Here is a 16439-nt window from a genome sequence, read left to right as displayed (position 1 = left end):
AAATAGGTGAATTCGATGCAGCACAAGATTCTCAACAAGAGCGCAGGCCAGCGAACCTTTGCAGTGGTGCTTGAGACGGGTGAAGAAGCAATGGATTGCTTGGCTTCACTGGCCAAGGAGCAACGGATCTCAGCGGCACAAATGACGGGGATCGGCGCCTTCAGCGAGGTTGTTCTGAAATACTTCGATTGGGAAAAGAGGGAGTATTTGAATAATGCCGTCCACGAACAGGTCGAGGTGGCGTCTCTGATGGGTGACGTCGCTCTGGGACCCTCAGGCGAGCCGTCGATCCACGTTCATTTGGTGGTCGGCAAGCGCGACGGGGTGGCGCTGGCCGGGCACTTGGGATCCGGTGTGGTGCGTCCAACGCTAGAGGTCATCATTACGGAAAGCCCGGCCCATTTGCGCAAGAGAAGGAATCCTCAAAGCGGGTTGGCGCTGATCAGGTTGGAGGATTGACATGCGAGAGCTCGGCTGCACCGTTTGGGCGATTCCGGAAGGGTATATTCCCAGTGGTAGCGTCAGCGACGCCCATGATCTCGTCTCGCACGAAGCAGCTTGCTTCCTGAACACGGGAGACCGGGACGTCGAGATCAAGATCACGTTGTTCTTCGAAAACCGCGACCCTGTCGGTCCCTTTCTCGTCACCGTACCTGCCAGGCGAACGCTGCACATGCGCTTCAATGACCTTGCCGACCCCGCGCCGGTGCCACGTGACACCAGCTACGCCTCGCTCATCGAGGCGAATGCACCGATCGTGGTTCAGCATACAAGGCTCGATTCGCGACAGCCGGCAATGGCGTTGCTGACCACCATTGCCTTTCCGGCGAACTAGCAAGGCGTGCATCCGCTCAGTCGCTATCAACATCAGGAGCCAGCCGTGAATCATCTGCCGGTCAAGCCAAGTCAGGTGGTCGTCATCACCGGTGCGTCTGCAGGCGTCGGTCGTGCGGCGGCCCATCGGTTCGCGCAGGCGGGTTTCTCGATCGGGCTCATTGCGCGGGACGGCACAGCTCTCCAGGAAGTTCGTGACGAGGTGGAAAAGCTGGGCGGTCGAGCCATCGTTCTTCCTCTCGACGTCGCGGATGCCGACGCCGTATTTGCGGCCGCTGACCGCATCGCAGCAACCTTCGGACACATCGATGTGTGGGTGAACGACGCTATGGTGACGGTGTTTTCGCCGGTGTGGAGAATGACACCAGATGAATTCCGTCGCGTCACCGAGGTTACCTATCTCGGATTCGTACACGGCACCATGGCCGCACTCCGCCATATGCGGGCGGCAAATCGAGGATCGATCATCCAGATCGGCTCGGCACTGGCGTATCGCGGCATTCCTCTGCAGTCGGCCTATTGCGGAGCCAAGCACGCCATCAGGGGCTTCACCGATTCGCTGCGTGCCGAACTCATCAGCGAGCGAAGCGGGATCAACTTGACCATGCTGCAGTTGCCGGCCGTAAACACCCCTCAATTTGACTGGGCAAGGGCCCATATGCGCCGTGGGCCGCGACCGGTTGCGCCGGTCGTCGAGCCAGAAGTGATAGCGGACGTTGTCTTCCACGCGGCGAACAAGCCGGCGCGGGAGTATTGGATCGGCTTGAGCACGCTCAAGGTCATCCTTGCCAATATGGTCTTACCGAGCTTCATGGACTGGTATCTCGCGAAGGTCTGCATTGGAGGCCAGCAGACAAACAACCCGATCGGACCCGATCGCATCGACAATCTTTACAAGCCAGCACATTCTCTGCACCGAACGCGAGGCAGCTTCAGCGCGGAATCAAGAAATGCAGCAGTCGTAGCTCGCGGCACTGTCGCCCGGTTGGTTCCTTATGCTGCCACCCTGATCGCGGCAGGCGCGCTCGGAGTGCTGTTCGTATTCAAGCGGCCACGGCGCCAGTGAGAGCAGCTGCATCGCGGCCGACCGGGCCGATGGTCTGGCCACCTGCCCCTCGACCGTAGTCTGTCGGTATCTCCGCGAAAGCGCCCGGATTACCGTTCTCGCCGACGGTCATCCACCCGTTCCGGCCCGCCGCAAGGGCTCAGTGAGCCCTTAGCGGGCAGGCAGAAGATTGCGAAAGCGCGAGAGGCACAACCGATCGCGCCAAGATTGCTGGCCGTACGTCCGATCCAATCTGTGAGGCGATTCCCGCAGCGCGCGCCGCGAATTCCGGCAGGCCTGATTTCCATCCCGTAAGGGAACCGAGGTCAGTCTCCACACTTGGATAATGTGGTAGCTTCCATGTCTCGAATTGAGGATTACGCGCTCATCGGCGATTGCGAGACGGCCGCCCTGGTCGGGCTGGACGGTTCGATCGACTGGCTGTGCCTGCCGCGCTTCGATTCGGACAGCGTATTCGCCAAGCTCCTCGGGGGCGACAACAACGGGTGTTGGCTGATCCGACCAGATGAACAGCATTCGGCCTCTCGCCACTACCGGCCCGGAACGTTGATCCTCGAGACCACGTTCAAGACCGATAACGGTTGCGTGCGGCTGACCGATTTCATGCCGCCGAAGGTGAACGGTTCGAAAATCGTCAGGATCGTGGAAGGGCTCGCAGGGAAAATCCGGATGTGCACGGAACTGGTCGTGCGCTTCGACTACGGGGTGACGGTGCCCTGGACAAGCCGTCTCGATGACGGCGCGCTGAGCGCCGTCGCCGGTGCTCACATGCTGGTGCTCAGGACCGGCGCTGCTTTGCGCGGCGGATCCGAGAAAATCGTGGGCTCCTTTTCTGTCGAGCCGGGCCAGCAGCTGACATTCGTGCTGTCGTACCAGCCATCGTACCTCCCGGTGGAGGCGCCGATTGATCCAGAAGAAGCCCTCCGAGAGACCGACCGCTTCTGGCGTGATTGGTCCGGTCGCTGCAATCAGGAAGGCCCCTATTCCGATGCCGTTGTCCGATCGCTCGTCACGCTGAAGGCCCTGACGTTCAGGCCGTCGGGCGGGATCGTAGCGGCGCCCACGACCTCGCTTCCGGAGCAGATCGGTGGATCGAGAAATTGGGACTACCGCTTCTGCTGGGTTCGCGATGCCACCCTGACGCTCCTGGCTCTTATGGGCGCCGGCTACTACGACGAGGCGCGCCGTTGGCGGGACTGGCTGTTGCGCGCGGTCGCGGGCGACCCGACGCAGCTTCAGATCATGTACGGAGTGACGGGCGAGCGCCGCCTCACCGAATGGGAGGTGCCATGGCTCGCCGGATATGAGGGATCGAAGCCCGTCCGCATCGGCAACGCGGCGCATGCGCAGCTTCAGCTTGACGTCTATGGCGAGTTGATGGACGCGCTTCACCAGGCCCGTTGCGGGGGACTACCCGAGAACGAGCGAGCCTGGGACATTCAATGTGCACTGCTGCACCATCTCAAATCGATTTGGACCGAACCGGACGAAGGGATCTGGGAGGTTCGGGGCGGGCGCCGGCATTTCACATATTCCAAGGTGATGGCCTGGGTCGCCTTCGACCGCGCGATCAAGAGCGCCGACGAGTTCGGAATGGCAGGGCCTGTCGATGAATGGAAGGAGCTCCGCGCCGAGATCCACGATGATGTCTGCAGGCGCGGCTACGATCCTAAACGGCAGTCCTTTGTCCAAGTCTACGGCGAGTCCCTACTGGACGCCAGCCTGCTGCTGATCCCGGCCGTCGGCTTTCTTCCGCCGGAAGATCCCCGCGTGACCTCCACAATCTCGGCCATCGAGCAGGACCTTCTGACTGACGGCTTCGTCCGCCGCTACGACACGGGCTCGGCCGATGACGGGCTGCCTCCAGGCGAGGGCATGTTTCTCGCTTGCAGCTTCTGGCTCGCCGACGCCTATCAGATGGTCGGCCGACATGCCGACGCCGTCAAGCTGTTTGAGCGCCTCTTGGGTCTTTGCAACGACGTCGGCCTGCTTTCCGAGGAATACGACGCGCCACGTCGTCGATTGGTGGGAAATTTCCCGCAGGCGTTCTCGCATATCGCCCTGGTGAACACAGCGCACAATCTGACGCACGCCGAGAAACCATTCGAACAACGCCGCGGCAGCACCACTCGCCGACTGTCGACAAAGTTGAATGACCGCGTGGGAGGAACACATGAGTGAGGCAGCAGCCCCGACTTCCACGCCAACAGCGATCGCTCCCGAGCATCCGGCCAGCCGCTTCCCCGTCGTGCTCGAAGGCCAGCCGGCGCTGGTCACCGGAGCTAACTCCGGAATCGGAAAGGCGGTCGCGCTCGGACTAGCGGCAAGCGGTGCCGACGTGGTGGTCAACTACATCGTCGATCCCGCAGCAGCGGAAGAGGTCGCCCACACGATCGAGGCCTCCGGTCGGCGGGCGATCTCGATCAAGGCGGACGTGAGCGACGAGGAGCAAGTTAAGTCGATGTTCGCACAGGCCATCGACCATTTCGGAACGTTGCACATCCTGGTGAACAATGCTGGACTGCAGCGCGACGCTGCTTTTGATCGCCTGACGCTCGCTCAGTGGAACAAGGTGATCGGCGTGAACCTCACAGGGCAATTCCTCTGCGCCCGCGACGCTATCCGGGAATTCATGAGGCGCGGGGTAGTCGGCGAGATCTCGGCCGCCGCCGGCAAGCTCGTCTTCATGAGCTCGGTCCACCAGGAGATCCCCTGGGCGGGTCACGTCAACTACGCTTCTTCCAAGGGCGGCGTGATGCAGTTGATGCGAAGCATCGCCCAGGAAGTCGCCCCCTTGGCGATCCGCGCCAACGGCGTAGCGCCGGGCGCCATTCGCACGCCCATCAATCGTCCCGCATGGGAGACCCCGGAGGCCTACGAACGGCTGATGTCCTTGGTGCCGTACAAGCGCATCGGAGAGCCGGAGGACATCGCGCAGGCGGTGGCCTGGCTCGCTTCGGATGCAGCCGACTACGTGACCGGCACCACGCTCTTCGTAGACGGAGGAATGAGCCTCTACCCGGGATTCGCGAGCGGCGGCTGATACGTGCCGAGTGCAGTCGGGGGAGCCTTTTAGGCGGCTAGGGAGGGCGGCATGCAGCAAAACCGTCCGGAAAGCGAGCGGCACGCCAACCGGACTGCTCGCATCCGTTGCAAACAAGGCATCGCAGCGGGCCGGGCGCGCTTCCACCTTTTTCCTGGCTTGCGCGGTGGTCCTCACCGTGCCCGACCTCTGTTCCACTTCTCCGACACTTGGCAGCTCGTCATCAACACCGGCACGACCATCGTGACGTTGTCGATGGCCTTCCTGATCCAGAAGTGGCAGAACCGGGACAGCGCGGTGCGCCAAACCGGTGTGGGACAGGAAGGTTGGGATTCAGCCTCCGGCGTTGAGATGTTCGCCGCAGCCATGGTTATTTGACGGCCCCCCGGTGATGCCGGAAATGAAGCGATCCAGGAACAGATTGTATGCGATAGCCACCGGGGCAGCGGCGATCAAGGCGCCAGCCATAATCTCGCCCCAGAAAAACACATCGCCACGGATCAGATCGGTCGATACGCCTAGGGTGATCGGCTTCTGGTCGGACGATGAGATGAAGGTCAGTGCATAGACGAACTCCTGCAGGGTCAGGGTGAAAGTGAAGATCACCACGGTCAGGATAGCCGGCACAGACAGCGGAACGGCCATCTTGATGAACGCGCCGAACACGCTGCAGCCGTCGACGATCGCTGCTTCCTCGATCTCGACCGGCAGTGCCTTGAAGAATCCCATCAGTAGCCATGAGCAGAACGGGATCGTGAACGTCGGATAGACCAGCACCAATGACCACATCGAATTTTGCAGGCCGAGTTCGGCGATGATTCGGGATAGCGGCAGAAACAGCAAGGTTGGCGGTACGAGATACGTCAGGAAGATCGCGATGCCGAACGTCTCTCCCCTTCGACTCGTCATGCGGGCGAGGGCATAACCCGCGGGCACCGCAGTGACGAGAGTGATCATGACGACACAGACGCCGATGAGCAGCGAGTTTAACAACCAACGTGCGAACAACGTCTCCTTGAAGAGGTACATCACATGATCGAGCGTCGGTCGTTGATTGAACCAGAACGGGTTATTGCTGAGGTTGTAGAGGTCACTGTTCGGTTTGAATGCGGTGATCAGCATCCAGTAGAACGGGAACGCTGCAAGGATTACGAAAAATGCCAATGCGGTAAAGAACGCGACCTGACCTAGCGAGCGGGAAATCGCGGGGCGCATTTCAGATCTCCCGGCGACGAATGAAGCGAAGCATAAAAACAACAACGATCAGGAGCACCGGCAACATAAACAGAGAGATGGCCGCGCCATGCGAAATGTCGCCTGAGACGATGCCCGTCTGGAAGCCCGCAAAACCCAGCACCGAAGTCGCTCCGACTGGGCCGCCTTGGGTCAGTAGAAAAACGATCGACAGATCGGTAAACGTGAACACGATGCCGAAAATCAGGCCAATCGCGACGATAGGCAGAATCATCGGCAGGATAATCTGGTAGTTACGGCGCCAAAAGCCGGCGCCGTCGATCGTCGCGGCATCGAGCACATCCTGCGGAACCGCGGTGATGCCGGCGAGGAAGATCACGATGGCAAATGGAAAAAAACGCCAAGCATTAATGATGATCACGCATAACATCGCCAGATGAGGATCGCCAAGCCAGTTCGGCGCGTTTGCGCGGTCGACGAGCCCCATAGCAACCAACGTCCAGGTGATGACGCTGTAGAGCGAATCGAACATCCAACGCCAGGCGATGGTCGCGAGCGCAACCGGCACCGCGAAGGGCAGGATGATCAGCGCCCGCACAAGTTTTCGTCCGGGGAATGGCCGCAGCAACAGGAAGGCGCCGAACTTTCCGAGAACCAACCCGAGCAGTTGGGATCCGAAGGTGAAGATGAACGTGTTGGCCAATGTATGGGTGAAGGTAGGGTCTTGGATGATCTGCTCAAAGTTCGCCAGCCCGACAAAGCGCCAGGTCGGATTGTAGATGGTGTAAGCGCTGACCGAGTAATAGATCGCCAGCAGCAGCGGTAATCCAACCAGCAAAAGAACATAGAGGATCGCCGGTGCGATCAGGACCACTTCGAGCAGATCGCGTCGGTCCAGCAGGAATCGAAGCCGGGACGCCGGTCTTGGGATTGTTTCAGCGATGACGGCCATGAAGGTGAGTCCGTTCAATGGGGAGTGATTCGGTTGCCGTTCCCGTTGAAGTACCGAAGCGAGTTCCTGTTCACTGCGAATGCGTGCCAGTCGCCGGTGCGGATACTTGCCTCGGCGACGTGGGCGCCGGGCAGCTTGGCGGTGATCGGCTGCCCCGAATCGAAGCCTTCCAGCACCCCGTAGACGATCCGCTCCGAGCCGAGATATTCCGAGCGATCCACCCGGAACGAAAATTCGGCTGCACTTTCATCGTCGACCATCGCCCTCGGCAGGAAGTTCTCAGGACGGAAACCTAGATACCCGCCGCCCTTGCGAGTCACGATGTTCATGGGCGGCGCGCCGACAAAGGTCGCGACGAAGAGATCGGCGGGATCATTATAGATCTCTACCGGTGTTCCCACTTGGCGAATCGTCCCCTTATCAATCACGGCGATGCGGTCGCCCATCCCCATTGCCTCGACTTGGTCATGTGTCACATAGATTGTGGTGAGCCCGACGCGTTGCTGAAATTGTCTGATCTCCTGGCGGGCCGATGTGCGCAACTTGGCATCCAGGTTGGAAAGCGGTTCATCGAGCAGCAGCGCGGTCGGTTCTCGGACCAGAGCACGCGCCAAAGCAACGCGCTGACGCTCCCCGCCAGACAGTTGCCGCGGCCGTCGCTCGAGCAGATGCCCGATGCCTAGCAGCTGCGAGGCCCACTCGACTTTCTTGTCGATTGCGACTGTTGGAACTCGCTGCGTACGCAGCGGGAAAGAGATGTTGTTCCGCACCGTGTAATGCGGATAGAGGCCATAGCTCTGGAACATCATCGCCACGCCGCGAGCGCGTGGGGGTATCTCGTTTACGATGCGGCCGTCGATCAGAAGGTCGCCGCTGGTCTGCTTTTCGAGGCCACAGATGATCCGCAGCAGCGTCGTTTTACCGCAACCTGAGGGCCCGAGCAGCACCATGAACTCCCCGTCAGGCACCGCCAAGGTGATTCCGTTGACGGCTGGCGCTTCGCCCCCAAACGACTTGACGATGTCTTTGGCAAGAACTTCGGCCATTGATCTTTCGGATCTCCGCTGGATAGCGGTGCGCTCCCCGCCGATCGGAGAGCCTCCCGTCATCTTGTTCGCCCCATCTCGGCCGCGCGCGTGCGCGATCCGCAGTAGCCCTAGCTGCCCTGCCATTTTTTGAAGACAGCTTCACTTTGCTGTGCGGCCCATTTGACCGCTTCCTCTGCGGACAGCTGGCCCACCGCCGCCTTCGCCATCATGTCGCAGATGACAAAGTCGTTATAGACCTCGTCGACGGCGGGCCACGACGGCCCGGGATAACCAGGAGCGGCCGACCACGCGTCCGAGCCTTGGAGCATCGCCAACTTGTCGCTGGGTGTCGAGGTGGGGTCATTTGACAGGATCGGCATCGGCTTCGGTACGAGGTTGGCGAAGCACGGGTTGTTATAGCCTTCGCTTGCCTTGAAGGCCTCGGGCCAATGGTCGGCGTAGTACTTGAGGAACTCGATCGCGCCTTCCTGATTCTTGGCGAACTTCCAGATACCGTAGTACTCCGCCGAGCCGCCCATGATCTGGCGCGCCGGTCCCTTCGGCGGCACCATCACGAAAGTGTCGTCCGCTCCTTTCGGATTACTTTTCTGAAACGTCCGGTAGGCCGAGATCGGGTTGATGATCATCGATCCGACACCGGAAGCAAGGTAGCGGTTGTTGCTGGAATCGTCCCATGACAGCACTTCTGACGTCATAGCCTCGTTGTAGAGCGCTGCCACGAACTTGACGGCTTCAAGCGTCTCCTTGCTGTCGAGCACGACCTTCTTGCCAGACTCGTCCTGTAGCGCGCCACCGAACGCCCACAATAAGCCGCGCCAGGTCGTGTTCGGGTCATTGCTATGGCCGAGCGAAATGCCCACCGGATGACCTTTGGTCTTCAGCTTGGCGCCGCCTTTGCGCACGTTGTCCCAGGTATCCGGCGCTACTCCGATCTCGTCCCACATGCTCTTGCGATACATGGATGGGAAGCTGATGTAGAAATCAGGGGAAAGCCGACCAGGTCTTGTCGTCCTGGTTATAGCCTATCTGGCGGCCGATGGTGGAAATCTCGCCGTACTTCTTCTCGGTCGCATCGACCAGACTAGTCAGATCGACCAGGAATTTGCGATAGAGATGTGCGCCGCCGGAGCCGTTCCATCCGAAGATGTCGTGACCCGCTCCGGCGGAGGCTTCGGCAGCCGCACGTGCAGCAATATTCCCGACCGGAATGTGGTCGACGGTGACTGAAAGTTTGTTCTTGTCGCCCCAGTCCTTAGCGAATGCGTCGAACCACTTGTCGTATTCGGGGACGAAATGGCTCCATTGCACGATGGACAGCGCCTTGGTATCCGCTAAGGCTTGTGTCACGAATGGCGCGGAAATCAATGGGGCAGCAGCCAGTGCAAGCCCCGCTTGCTTCACGAACCTACGTCTCGTGACACGCGAGATGTTTCTTGTGCTCATCTTCGGTGCCTCCTGTTTTCGCTTTCAGTTCGGTGAGGTGACCGATCTCGAACGAACGGCACCAAGGTGAGGATTACGGCGCACCAGACGCCGATGGTCTCATGCCTCACGTGCAGTGTCACCGCGAAGGTGGCCCATCCCAGTAGCAAGAGCATCGATACTGAAGCCGACTTACAGCCGATGCGATCCTTGCAACTATCAAAAATGGTCGCGCCGAACGGACGGACGACGAAGTCGATTCCGCGGGCGGTGAGGGCGTCGATGTAGGCAAGAAATCCGTGAACTACGTGCCGTTCGATCGCACTCCCTAGAGCGGAAGAGCTGATCTCGCTGCGAAGTCGAACTCGATATGCGGAGCGTTCGAGAGAGGGGATGTCGACGTCGAGTGTTGCCATGAGCGGCACCTGCGCACCAACCCCCTGTCAAGAAATGGGCCCTGTCATATGAATGCGTTGGCCGATCGAAGGTTTCGATTAAGGTTAGTAGACCTTAGATGGAGTGGTCAGGTCTGGATCACATCATCGATGGTGCAGATTCGGAATCACCAACTCGCGTAGGATACAGCGCCAGCTGGACGCCGGCGGCTCATGCAGCCGACGCGAGAATTTATGTGCTGGAGTGTGAGTGGCCGAGAGAGCTGGGATTGATCCAAATCGCAGAACAAAGTTCAATCGGAAACCAGCGCGATCTGCGGTGGCCCGTTGGTGATCTCAACACCCAAATGTTGCTGACTTATCGGGCGAGCCGCATACTGGAGTCGCTCGCGATCTGCCTCCTCTTTTTCTCGGTGGTGTGAACTGTCAAATTCAGGCCCGGCCAAGCTTACCGATATTTCGACTCGAACGAGACCCCTTTGAGTTCAGGAGAACTCCGGCGAACTGTAAAAGTTGACCTAGTGGCTCAGCAGCGGACAGGCACTGTCAGGAAGCGCCCCAAAGGCCTGATCTCCGGGAATCGCACGAACCAGACGGTAGTAGTCCCACGGGTACTTCGATTGTACCGGTGTTTTGACCTGCATGATGTACATTTCATGCTCCATAAGCCCATCTGGACGGATCACTCCACCGGACGTGAACATGTCGTTGATCTTTGTTCTTCGGAGCTGTGCCATGACCTTGTCCGGATCAGTTGATCCGACAGCCTTTACAGCGTTCAAGTAGGTGAGCGTCGCCGAATAATACGCGGCTTGCGTCATCGTCGGCTCGCGTCCGGTGCGTTCAAAAAAGCGCTTGGAAAATGCACGGGTTTTGTCGTTAAGGTCCCAGTACCAGCCAGTCGTGAGGTAGAGACCTTGAGCGGTGCTTAGCCCGAGGGCGTGGATATCGGTAATGAAAGCCAGCAGCGCCGCCGGCTTCATGGTCCGGGCGATTCCAAATTCGTTGGCGGCCTTGATTGAGTTCGTAAAATCCTCGCCGGCGTTTGCAAGCCCCAGCACATGCGCGCCGGAGCTCTGGGCCTGAAGTAGATAACTTGAAAAATCGGAGGTCCCCAGCGGCACCCGGACTGAACCGACCACCTTTCCTCCGTTGGCTTCGACAACCTTCGACGCTGCCTGCTGTAGCTGGGTGCCAAAGGCATAATCGGCTGTTACAAAGAACCAGGACTTGCCGCCGTCCTTGACAACCGTGCTCGCAGTCCCGTTCGCGAGCGCTGTCGTATCGTATGCGTAGTGTACCGTATATGGCGTGCAGTCTTTTCCGGTAAGGGAGGCACCAGCCGCGCCGATAGAGAAGAAGGGGGTTTTCTTTTCCTTTGCGATGGTAGCCATCGCAAGGTTAACCCCCGTGTTTGAGCCGCCGAGAACCATCGTCACACCGTCCCGGTCCACAAATTCACGAAAGCTTTGCGAACCAAGGTCTGGTTTGTTTTGATGATCAGAGACAAGCAGCTCGATTTTCTTGCCGAGTATGTTGCCTCCAAAATCGTCGATCGCCATTCTGGCGGCGGTCTCGCCGCCAGGTCCGATCACATCAGCATAGACGCCTGACATGTCGTCTATGTCACCAATGACCACCTTGTCGGACGCCGCAACGGCCATCTGCGGTACCAACAGCGAAAGACTTGAGAGCAGTATGATCATGCGAGCGCGCATCATGGTGCGTCTCCCTTGGTCCGTGCCTACCTCCCGCAGACAATCTAGTTGTTCGAAGTGGCCCGACCATGGGACGCTTGGCCAACTGTGCAGAAGATGGTACGGCAACGTACCAAGCGCTCCGAAACTAACCAAGGAGGGCCGCTCCGTCAGACCGGAGCGCACCCGCGCGGATCGGGAGAACCAGTTCACGGGCTTCGAGGCACCAGCGACTGCTGTGTCGGCGGAAGTGAGGCGAACCGGCAATGCGCAAGGCGTGCGCCATGTCTGGCCTAGAGCTGGGCGCTGCGAGACAAATCTGCGAGAGCGTTGCGACCTGGAGCGTCGCACCTGCGTTATCGAAATTCCTCGTGTTCTCCCGAGTGCGCAGATGTTTCGACGAATGGCCATAATGCTTGTGCTAGTTGGCGCGGCTTTCGCGGCGGTGGTCGGTTTTCAGGCATTTAAGGCTCGAATGATCCAGAAGGCGATTGCCGGCTTGCGCGACCCGCCGCAAACGGTCTCGACCATCACCGCCGCCACGCAAGCCTGGCAGAAGCGGCTGGACGCTGTTGGCAGCGTGAGGGCGGAAAGGGGAGCCGATCTCAGTGCGCAGGTTGCTGGTATCGTCAAAGCGATCCGATTTCAGTCCGGTGCAAAAGTCGAGAAGGGAGCGTTGCTGGTTGAGCTCGAGGCTGCCGACGACATCGCGCATCTGGAATCGCTCAAGGCGACCGAAGCACTCGCGCAGCTCAACTACGACCGCGACAGCCACCTCTTGAAGTCTGATGCCGTCAGTCGGCAAACGGCCGACACCGACTTTGCGACGCTAAAAAGCGCAGAGGCACAGGTTGCGCAGCAGCAAGCGTTGGTCGGATACAAATCGATTAAGGCACCATTTTCGGGCCGACTAGGCATACGTCAGGTCGATCTCGGCCAGTATATCGCGCCCGGCACGCCGATCGTGACGCTACAGCAGCTAGATCCCATTTTTGTCGACTTCTATCTGCCCCAACAGGCACTCGCGCAGATCAAGGTCGGGCAAGACGTCAGAGCCGGGATCGATACATATCCCGACGTGCAATTCACCGGCAAGATTCTGGCGATCAACTCGCTCGTCAATACGGCCAGCCGGAACGTCGAGGTCAGAGCGATCTTCGCTAATCCCGACGAGAAGCTGCTGCCAGGCATGTTTGCGACGGTGGAAATCGACGTGGGCGCGCCTCAGCATTACGTGACACTGCCAAACACGGCGATCTACTACAATTCGTACGGCGACATCGTCTATGTCGCGACGAAGGGGCAGGACACGGGGGAGGGGAACAGGCAATATGTCGCCCGACAGGTCTTCGTGAAAACAGGGCAGACTCGCGGTGACCAGGTTGCGGTGCTCGATGGAGTTGAGCCTGGCGACGTCATCGTGACCGCGGGACAGAATAAGCTCCACAACGGTTCACGTATCAAAATCGATAACAAGGTGCCTGTTCCGTTCAATCCAAACCCGCAAGTGTCCGAAGAGTGAAGCCGCGATGAGATTTACCGATGTCTTCATTCGTCGGCCGGTTCTTGCCACTGTGGTCAACCTGATGATCCTTGCGCTTGGACTGCGCGCGATGACCTCGCTGCCGGTCCTGCAATATCCGCGCACCCAGAACGCCGTCGTGACGATCACAACAACTTACTACGGCGCCGATCCGGACGTGATTGCCGGGTTCATTACAACTCCCCTGGAGAACGCAATCGCGCAGGCAAATGGTATCGACTACATGAGCTCACAAAGTGCGAGCAGCGTGAGCACGATCACCGTCTATCTGCGCTTGAACTACGACGCCGACAAAGCGCTGACGGAAATCAACACGAAGGTAAGTTCAGTGCTCAACCAGCTTCCTTCCGGATCGCAACAGCCAGTGCTGACGGTGCAGGTGGGGCAGACCATCGACGCCATGTACCTCGGGTTCGACAGCAACGTTCTGGCGCGCAATCAGATCACAGACTACCTCATCCGCGTGGTGCAGCCCAAACTGCAGGCAGTGCCGGGCGTGCAGACTGCAGAAGTCCTTGGGGCGCAGAATTTCGCCTTGCGCGCGTGGCTCGATCCGCGAAAGCTTGCTTCGTACGGGCTCACATCGGCCGATGTTTCGGCTGCCCTGGCTCAGAACAACTATATTTCGGGCTTGGGGACTACCAAGGGTCAGATGGTGGAGGTCAATCTGACGGCGTCTACGGGTCTCCATACCGAAAGCGAATTCGCCAACCTGATCGTGAAGCAGGCCAGCGGCGCAGTCGTGCGTCTCAAGGATGTCGCCGACGTTTCGCTTGGCGCCGACAGTTACGAGACCCAAGTCGCATTCGATGGCAAGCCCGCGGTCTATGTCGGGATCCAGGTGGCGCCAACGGCCAACCTGCTCGACGTCATAGCTGGGGTTCACAAAATCTTCCCGGCCATTCGTGCGGCGCTTCCGAACGGCCTCAAGGGACAGATCGTCTATGACTCGACCAATTTCGTGCACGCAGCGATCCGCGACGTCGTGCGGACGCTGGTTGAAGCCCTCGTGATCGTCAATGTTGTCGTATTCCTGTTTCTTGGCTCGATGCGGTCGGTGGTCATCCCCATGGTCGCGATCCCGCTGTCGCTGATCGGCGCGTTTACCCTGATGCTGGCCCTTGGCTTTTCCATTAACCTGCTGACTCTGCTGGCGTTGGTACTCGCAATCGGGCTCGTGGTCGACGACGCCATCATCGTGGTCGAGAATGTCAATCGTCATCTGGAGCAAGGGAAGACTTCGTTCGCTGCGGCGATTGCTGCGGCGGGCGAGCTCGGCCGACCGGTCATTGCCATGACCGTGGTTCTCATCTCAGTCTACGTCCCGATCGCGTTTCAGGGCGGCTTGACTGGCGCGTTGTTCACAGAATTTGCATTCACGCTCGTCGGAACTGTCACTATTTCGGCTGTTGTCGCGCTGACGCTCTCTCCGATGATGAGCTCGCGGCTTCTCACCCGGCCAGGCGCGGCGCGTGGGTGGCAGCAGTGGTTCGAAAATATCATCGATCGCCGCTTTGAGGACATGCGCAATTTCTATTTGCGACGGCTGCACAATAGCTTGGACTATCTACCTGTGACCGCGGTGTTCGCACTGCTGGTCTTGTCCAGCATCTATTTCCTCTACACCAGTGCCAAGAGCGAGCTTGCACCACAGGAGGATCAGGGAGTCGTGATCGCTTCATCGACGCTGGCCCCCGATGCCACCTTGCAGCAGAAGGTGCTGTACGCAAAGCAGGTCTATCAAATCATGAAGGAATATCCGGAGACCGATCACGTATTCCAGATCAATGCACCAGGCAGAGTGGTCGCCGGAATGGTGCTTAAGCCATGGGATGAACGTAGCCGAACCAGCAACCAGCTTCAGCCGATCGTTCAACAGCGCCTGAACGAGGTTGCGGGGGCCCGGATCGCGGCGTTTCAATTGCCTCCGTTGCCGGGCAGCCAGGGTTTGCCGGTGCAATTCGTAATCAAAACTACGGACTCATTCGACAGGCTCAACGGCGCGACCGAGAAGTTTCTCAAGGCCGCAATCGACAGCGGCATGTTCATCTTCCTCGACACGGATCTGAAGGTCGACAATCCCCAGTCGATCGTCGAGATCGACCGCGATAAGGCCGCGCAGCTCGGGCTCAAGATGAGCGATGTTGGTAGCGCGATGACGACAATGCTCAGTGGCGCTTATGTGAACTATTTCAGCCTCGATCAGCGGTCTTACAAGGTGATCCCGCAGGTGCAGAGGCGTTTCCGGCTCAATACCGATCAGCTGCTCAATTATTATGTTGCCACCGTCGCTGGCATTCCGGTCCCGCTCGCGGCAATTGCGACGATTACGAACAAGACGGTTCCGGAGACGCTCAATCATTTTCAGCAGGTCAACAGCGCCACGATTCAGGGCGTAGCGGCTCCTGGCGTGGCGCAGGCCGACGCGCTTGAGTTCCTGACTGGACTCGCCGACAGGACACTGCCGGCGGGCTACACCATCGATTACGGCGGTCTGTCCCGTCAATACGTCCAGGAATCGACCGGCTTCATCGAGACGTTCGGCTTTGCACTTCTGATTATTTTCCTTTCACTGGCCGCCTTGTTCGAAAGCTTCCGGGATCCGTGCATCATCCTCGTCTCCGTTCCGATGTCGATTGCTGGTGCGCTCGTCTTCGTCAGTCTCGGCCTCGGCGGGGCGTCGCTGAACATTTACACCGACGTGGGTCTTGTCACGTTGATGGGCCTGATTAGCAAGCATGCGATCCTCATCGTGGAGTTCGCAAACGATCTGCAGCGCAATGGCGCATCGAAGCGGGAGGCAATCGAGCAGGCGGCGGCTATTCGGTTGCGGCCAATCCTGATGACTACAGGGGCTATGGTGCTGGGGGTCGTACCGTTGATCGTCGCCAGCGGGGCTGGCGCGGCTTCGCGCTTCAATATGGGGCTTGTGATCGCTACCGGGCTTGGCATCGGGACGCTGTTCACGCTGTTCGTGGTCCCGGCGGCTTACATGCTAATCGGGGCCGTTCACTCCCGACAGGCCGATGGAAGTGCGCCCGTCTCCGTGGCCGGCGATGCCTTGGGCTAGTCGGGCCGTGCTCCTGCTTTGGTAGCCGCAGTGCAGTTTGGCAACCGCGTGGATGCTGCAGCCTTACGTCTCGGCGATATGCTTCTCTGCCTCCCGCGCCGCATGGTTAGCGCGCGGGCCGATCTTGCTTCGAACGAATAAGCAACCGTTCGTCTCTTCAAGAATCATTACCGT

Annotated in this window: 14 protein-coding genes and 1 pseudogene; 8 read left to right on the top strand and 7 right to left on the bottom strand. The window is 59.3% G+C overall.

The window, feature by feature from the left end; all coding sequences use genetic code 11:
• Positions 1 to 15: 15 nt before the first annotated feature.
• From AB8Z38_RS13925 to AB8Z38_RS13900, 6 genes and pseudogenes are all read left to right on the top strand, one after another.
• Positions 16 to 459, top strand: a complete 444-nt coding sequence (locus AB8Z38_RS13925) for a PPC domain-containing DNA-binding protein (RefSeq protein WP_369725697.1) — start codon at positions 16 to 18, stop codon at positions 457 to 459.
• Position 460: 1 nt separating this feature from the next.
• Complete coding sequence (locus AB8Z38_RS13920; RefSeq protein ID WP_369725696.1) at positions 461 to 835, top strand: sensory rhodopsin transducer; 375 nt, start codon at positions 461 to 463, stop codon at positions 833 to 835.
• 54 nt (positions 836 to 889) lie between these two features.
• Positions 890 to 1900 (top strand): SDR family oxidoreductase, encoded by a 1011-nt coding sequence (locus AB8Z38_RS13915; protein WP_085350483.1) that lies wholly within the window; start codon positions 890 to 892, stop codon positions 1898 to 1900.
• 339 nt (positions 1901 to 2239) lie between these two features.
• A complete protein-coding gene (locus AB8Z38_RS13910; protein WP_369725695.1) occupies positions 2240 to 4081 on the top strand; it encodes a glycoside hydrolase family 15 protein in 1842 nt (613 codons plus the stop codon).
• A complete protein-coding gene (locus AB8Z38_RS13905; RefSeq protein ID WP_085350412.1) occupies positions 4074 to 4943 on the top strand; it encodes an SDR family oxidoreductase in 870 nt (289 codons plus the stop codon). Before AB8Z38_RS13910 ends, AB8Z38_RS13905 begins: the two co-directional genes overlap by 8 nt.
• A gap of 94 nt (positions 4944 to 5037) precedes the next feature.
• Positions 5038 to 5249: pseudogene (locus tag AB8Z38_RS13900) on the top strand (low affinity iron permease family protein); the annotation flags it as partial.
• A gap of 27 nt (positions 5250 to 5276) precedes the next feature.
• On the opposite strand, the gene AB8Z38_RS13895 reads toward AB8Z38_RS13900, so the two are convergent.
• From AB8Z38_RS13895 to AB8Z38_RS13865, 7 genes are all read right to left on the bottom strand, one after another.
• On the bottom strand, positions 5277 to 6158 hold the full coding sequence (locus tag AB8Z38_RS13895) for a carbohydrate ABC transporter permease (RefSeq protein WP_369725694.1): 882 nt from the start codon (positions 6156 to 6158) through the stop codon (positions 5277 to 5279).
• Between the two features lies 1 nt (position 6159).
• Entirely contained in the window at positions 6160 to 7089 is a 930-nt protein-coding gene (locus AB8Z38_RS13890; protein WP_085355047.1) for a carbohydrate ABC transporter permease, read from the bottom strand.
• 14 nt (positions 7090 to 7103) lie between these two features.
• The gene (locus AB8Z38_RS13885) at positions 7104 to 8135 is read right to left on the bottom strand and encodes an ABC transporter ATP-binding protein (protein WP_085350416.1); all 1032 of its coding nucleotides are present in this window, start codon (positions 8133 to 8135) and stop codon (positions 7104 to 7106) included.
• 110 nt (positions 8136 to 8245) lie between these two features.
• The gene (locus AB8Z38_RS13880; RefSeq protein WP_369725693.1) at positions 8246 to 9097 is read right to left on the bottom strand and encodes an extracellular solute-binding protein; all 852 of its coding nucleotides are present in this window, start codon (positions 9095 to 9097) and stop codon (positions 8246 to 8248) included.
• 22 nt (positions 9098 to 9119) lie between these two features.
• The gene (locus AB8Z38_RS13875) at positions 9120 to 9581 is read right to left on the bottom strand and encodes a twin-arginine translocation signal domain-containing protein (RefSeq protein ID WP_369725692.1); all 462 of its coding nucleotides are present in this window, start codon (positions 9579 to 9581) and stop codon (positions 9120 to 9122) included.
• On the bottom strand, positions 9578 to 9976 hold the full coding sequence (locus AB8Z38_RS13870) for a hypothetical protein (protein WP_369725691.1): 399 nt from the start codon (positions 9974 to 9976) through the stop codon (positions 9578 to 9580). Before AB8Z38_RS13870 ends, AB8Z38_RS13875 begins: the two co-directional genes overlap by 4 nt.
• Before the next feature lie 497 nt (positions 9977 to 10473).
• Positions 10474 to 11673 carry an ABC transporter substrate-binding protein gene (locus tag AB8Z38_RS13865; protein ID WP_369726493.1) on the bottom strand — a complete coding sequence of 400 codons (1200 nt, stop codon included), beginning with the start codon at positions 11671 to 11673 and terminating at the stop codon, positions 10474 to 10476.
• Positions 11674 to 12064: 391 nt separating this feature from the next.
• On the opposite strand from AB8Z38_RS13865, the gene AB8Z38_RS13860 reads away from it, so the two are divergent.
• Positions 12065 to 13174, top strand: a complete 1110-nt coding sequence (locus AB8Z38_RS13860) for an efflux RND transporter periplasmic adaptor subunit (protein WP_338014087.1) — start codon at positions 12065 to 12067, stop codon at positions 13172 to 13174.
• A gap of 7 nt (positions 13175 to 13181) precedes the next feature.
• A complete protein-coding gene (locus tag AB8Z38_RS13855) occupies positions 13182 to 16265 on the top strand; it encodes an efflux RND transporter permease subunit (RefSeq protein ID WP_369725690.1) in 3084 nt (1027 codons plus the stop codon).
• Positions 16266 to 16439: the final 174 nt, after the last annotated feature.

Source organism: Bradyrhizobium sp. LLZ17 (genome assembly GCF_041200145.1).
GTDB lineage: Bacteria > Pseudomonadota > Alphaproteobacteria > Rhizobiales > Xanthobacteraceae > Bradyrhizobium.
This window is presented reverse-complemented; position numbering and strand designations above follow the sequence as displayed.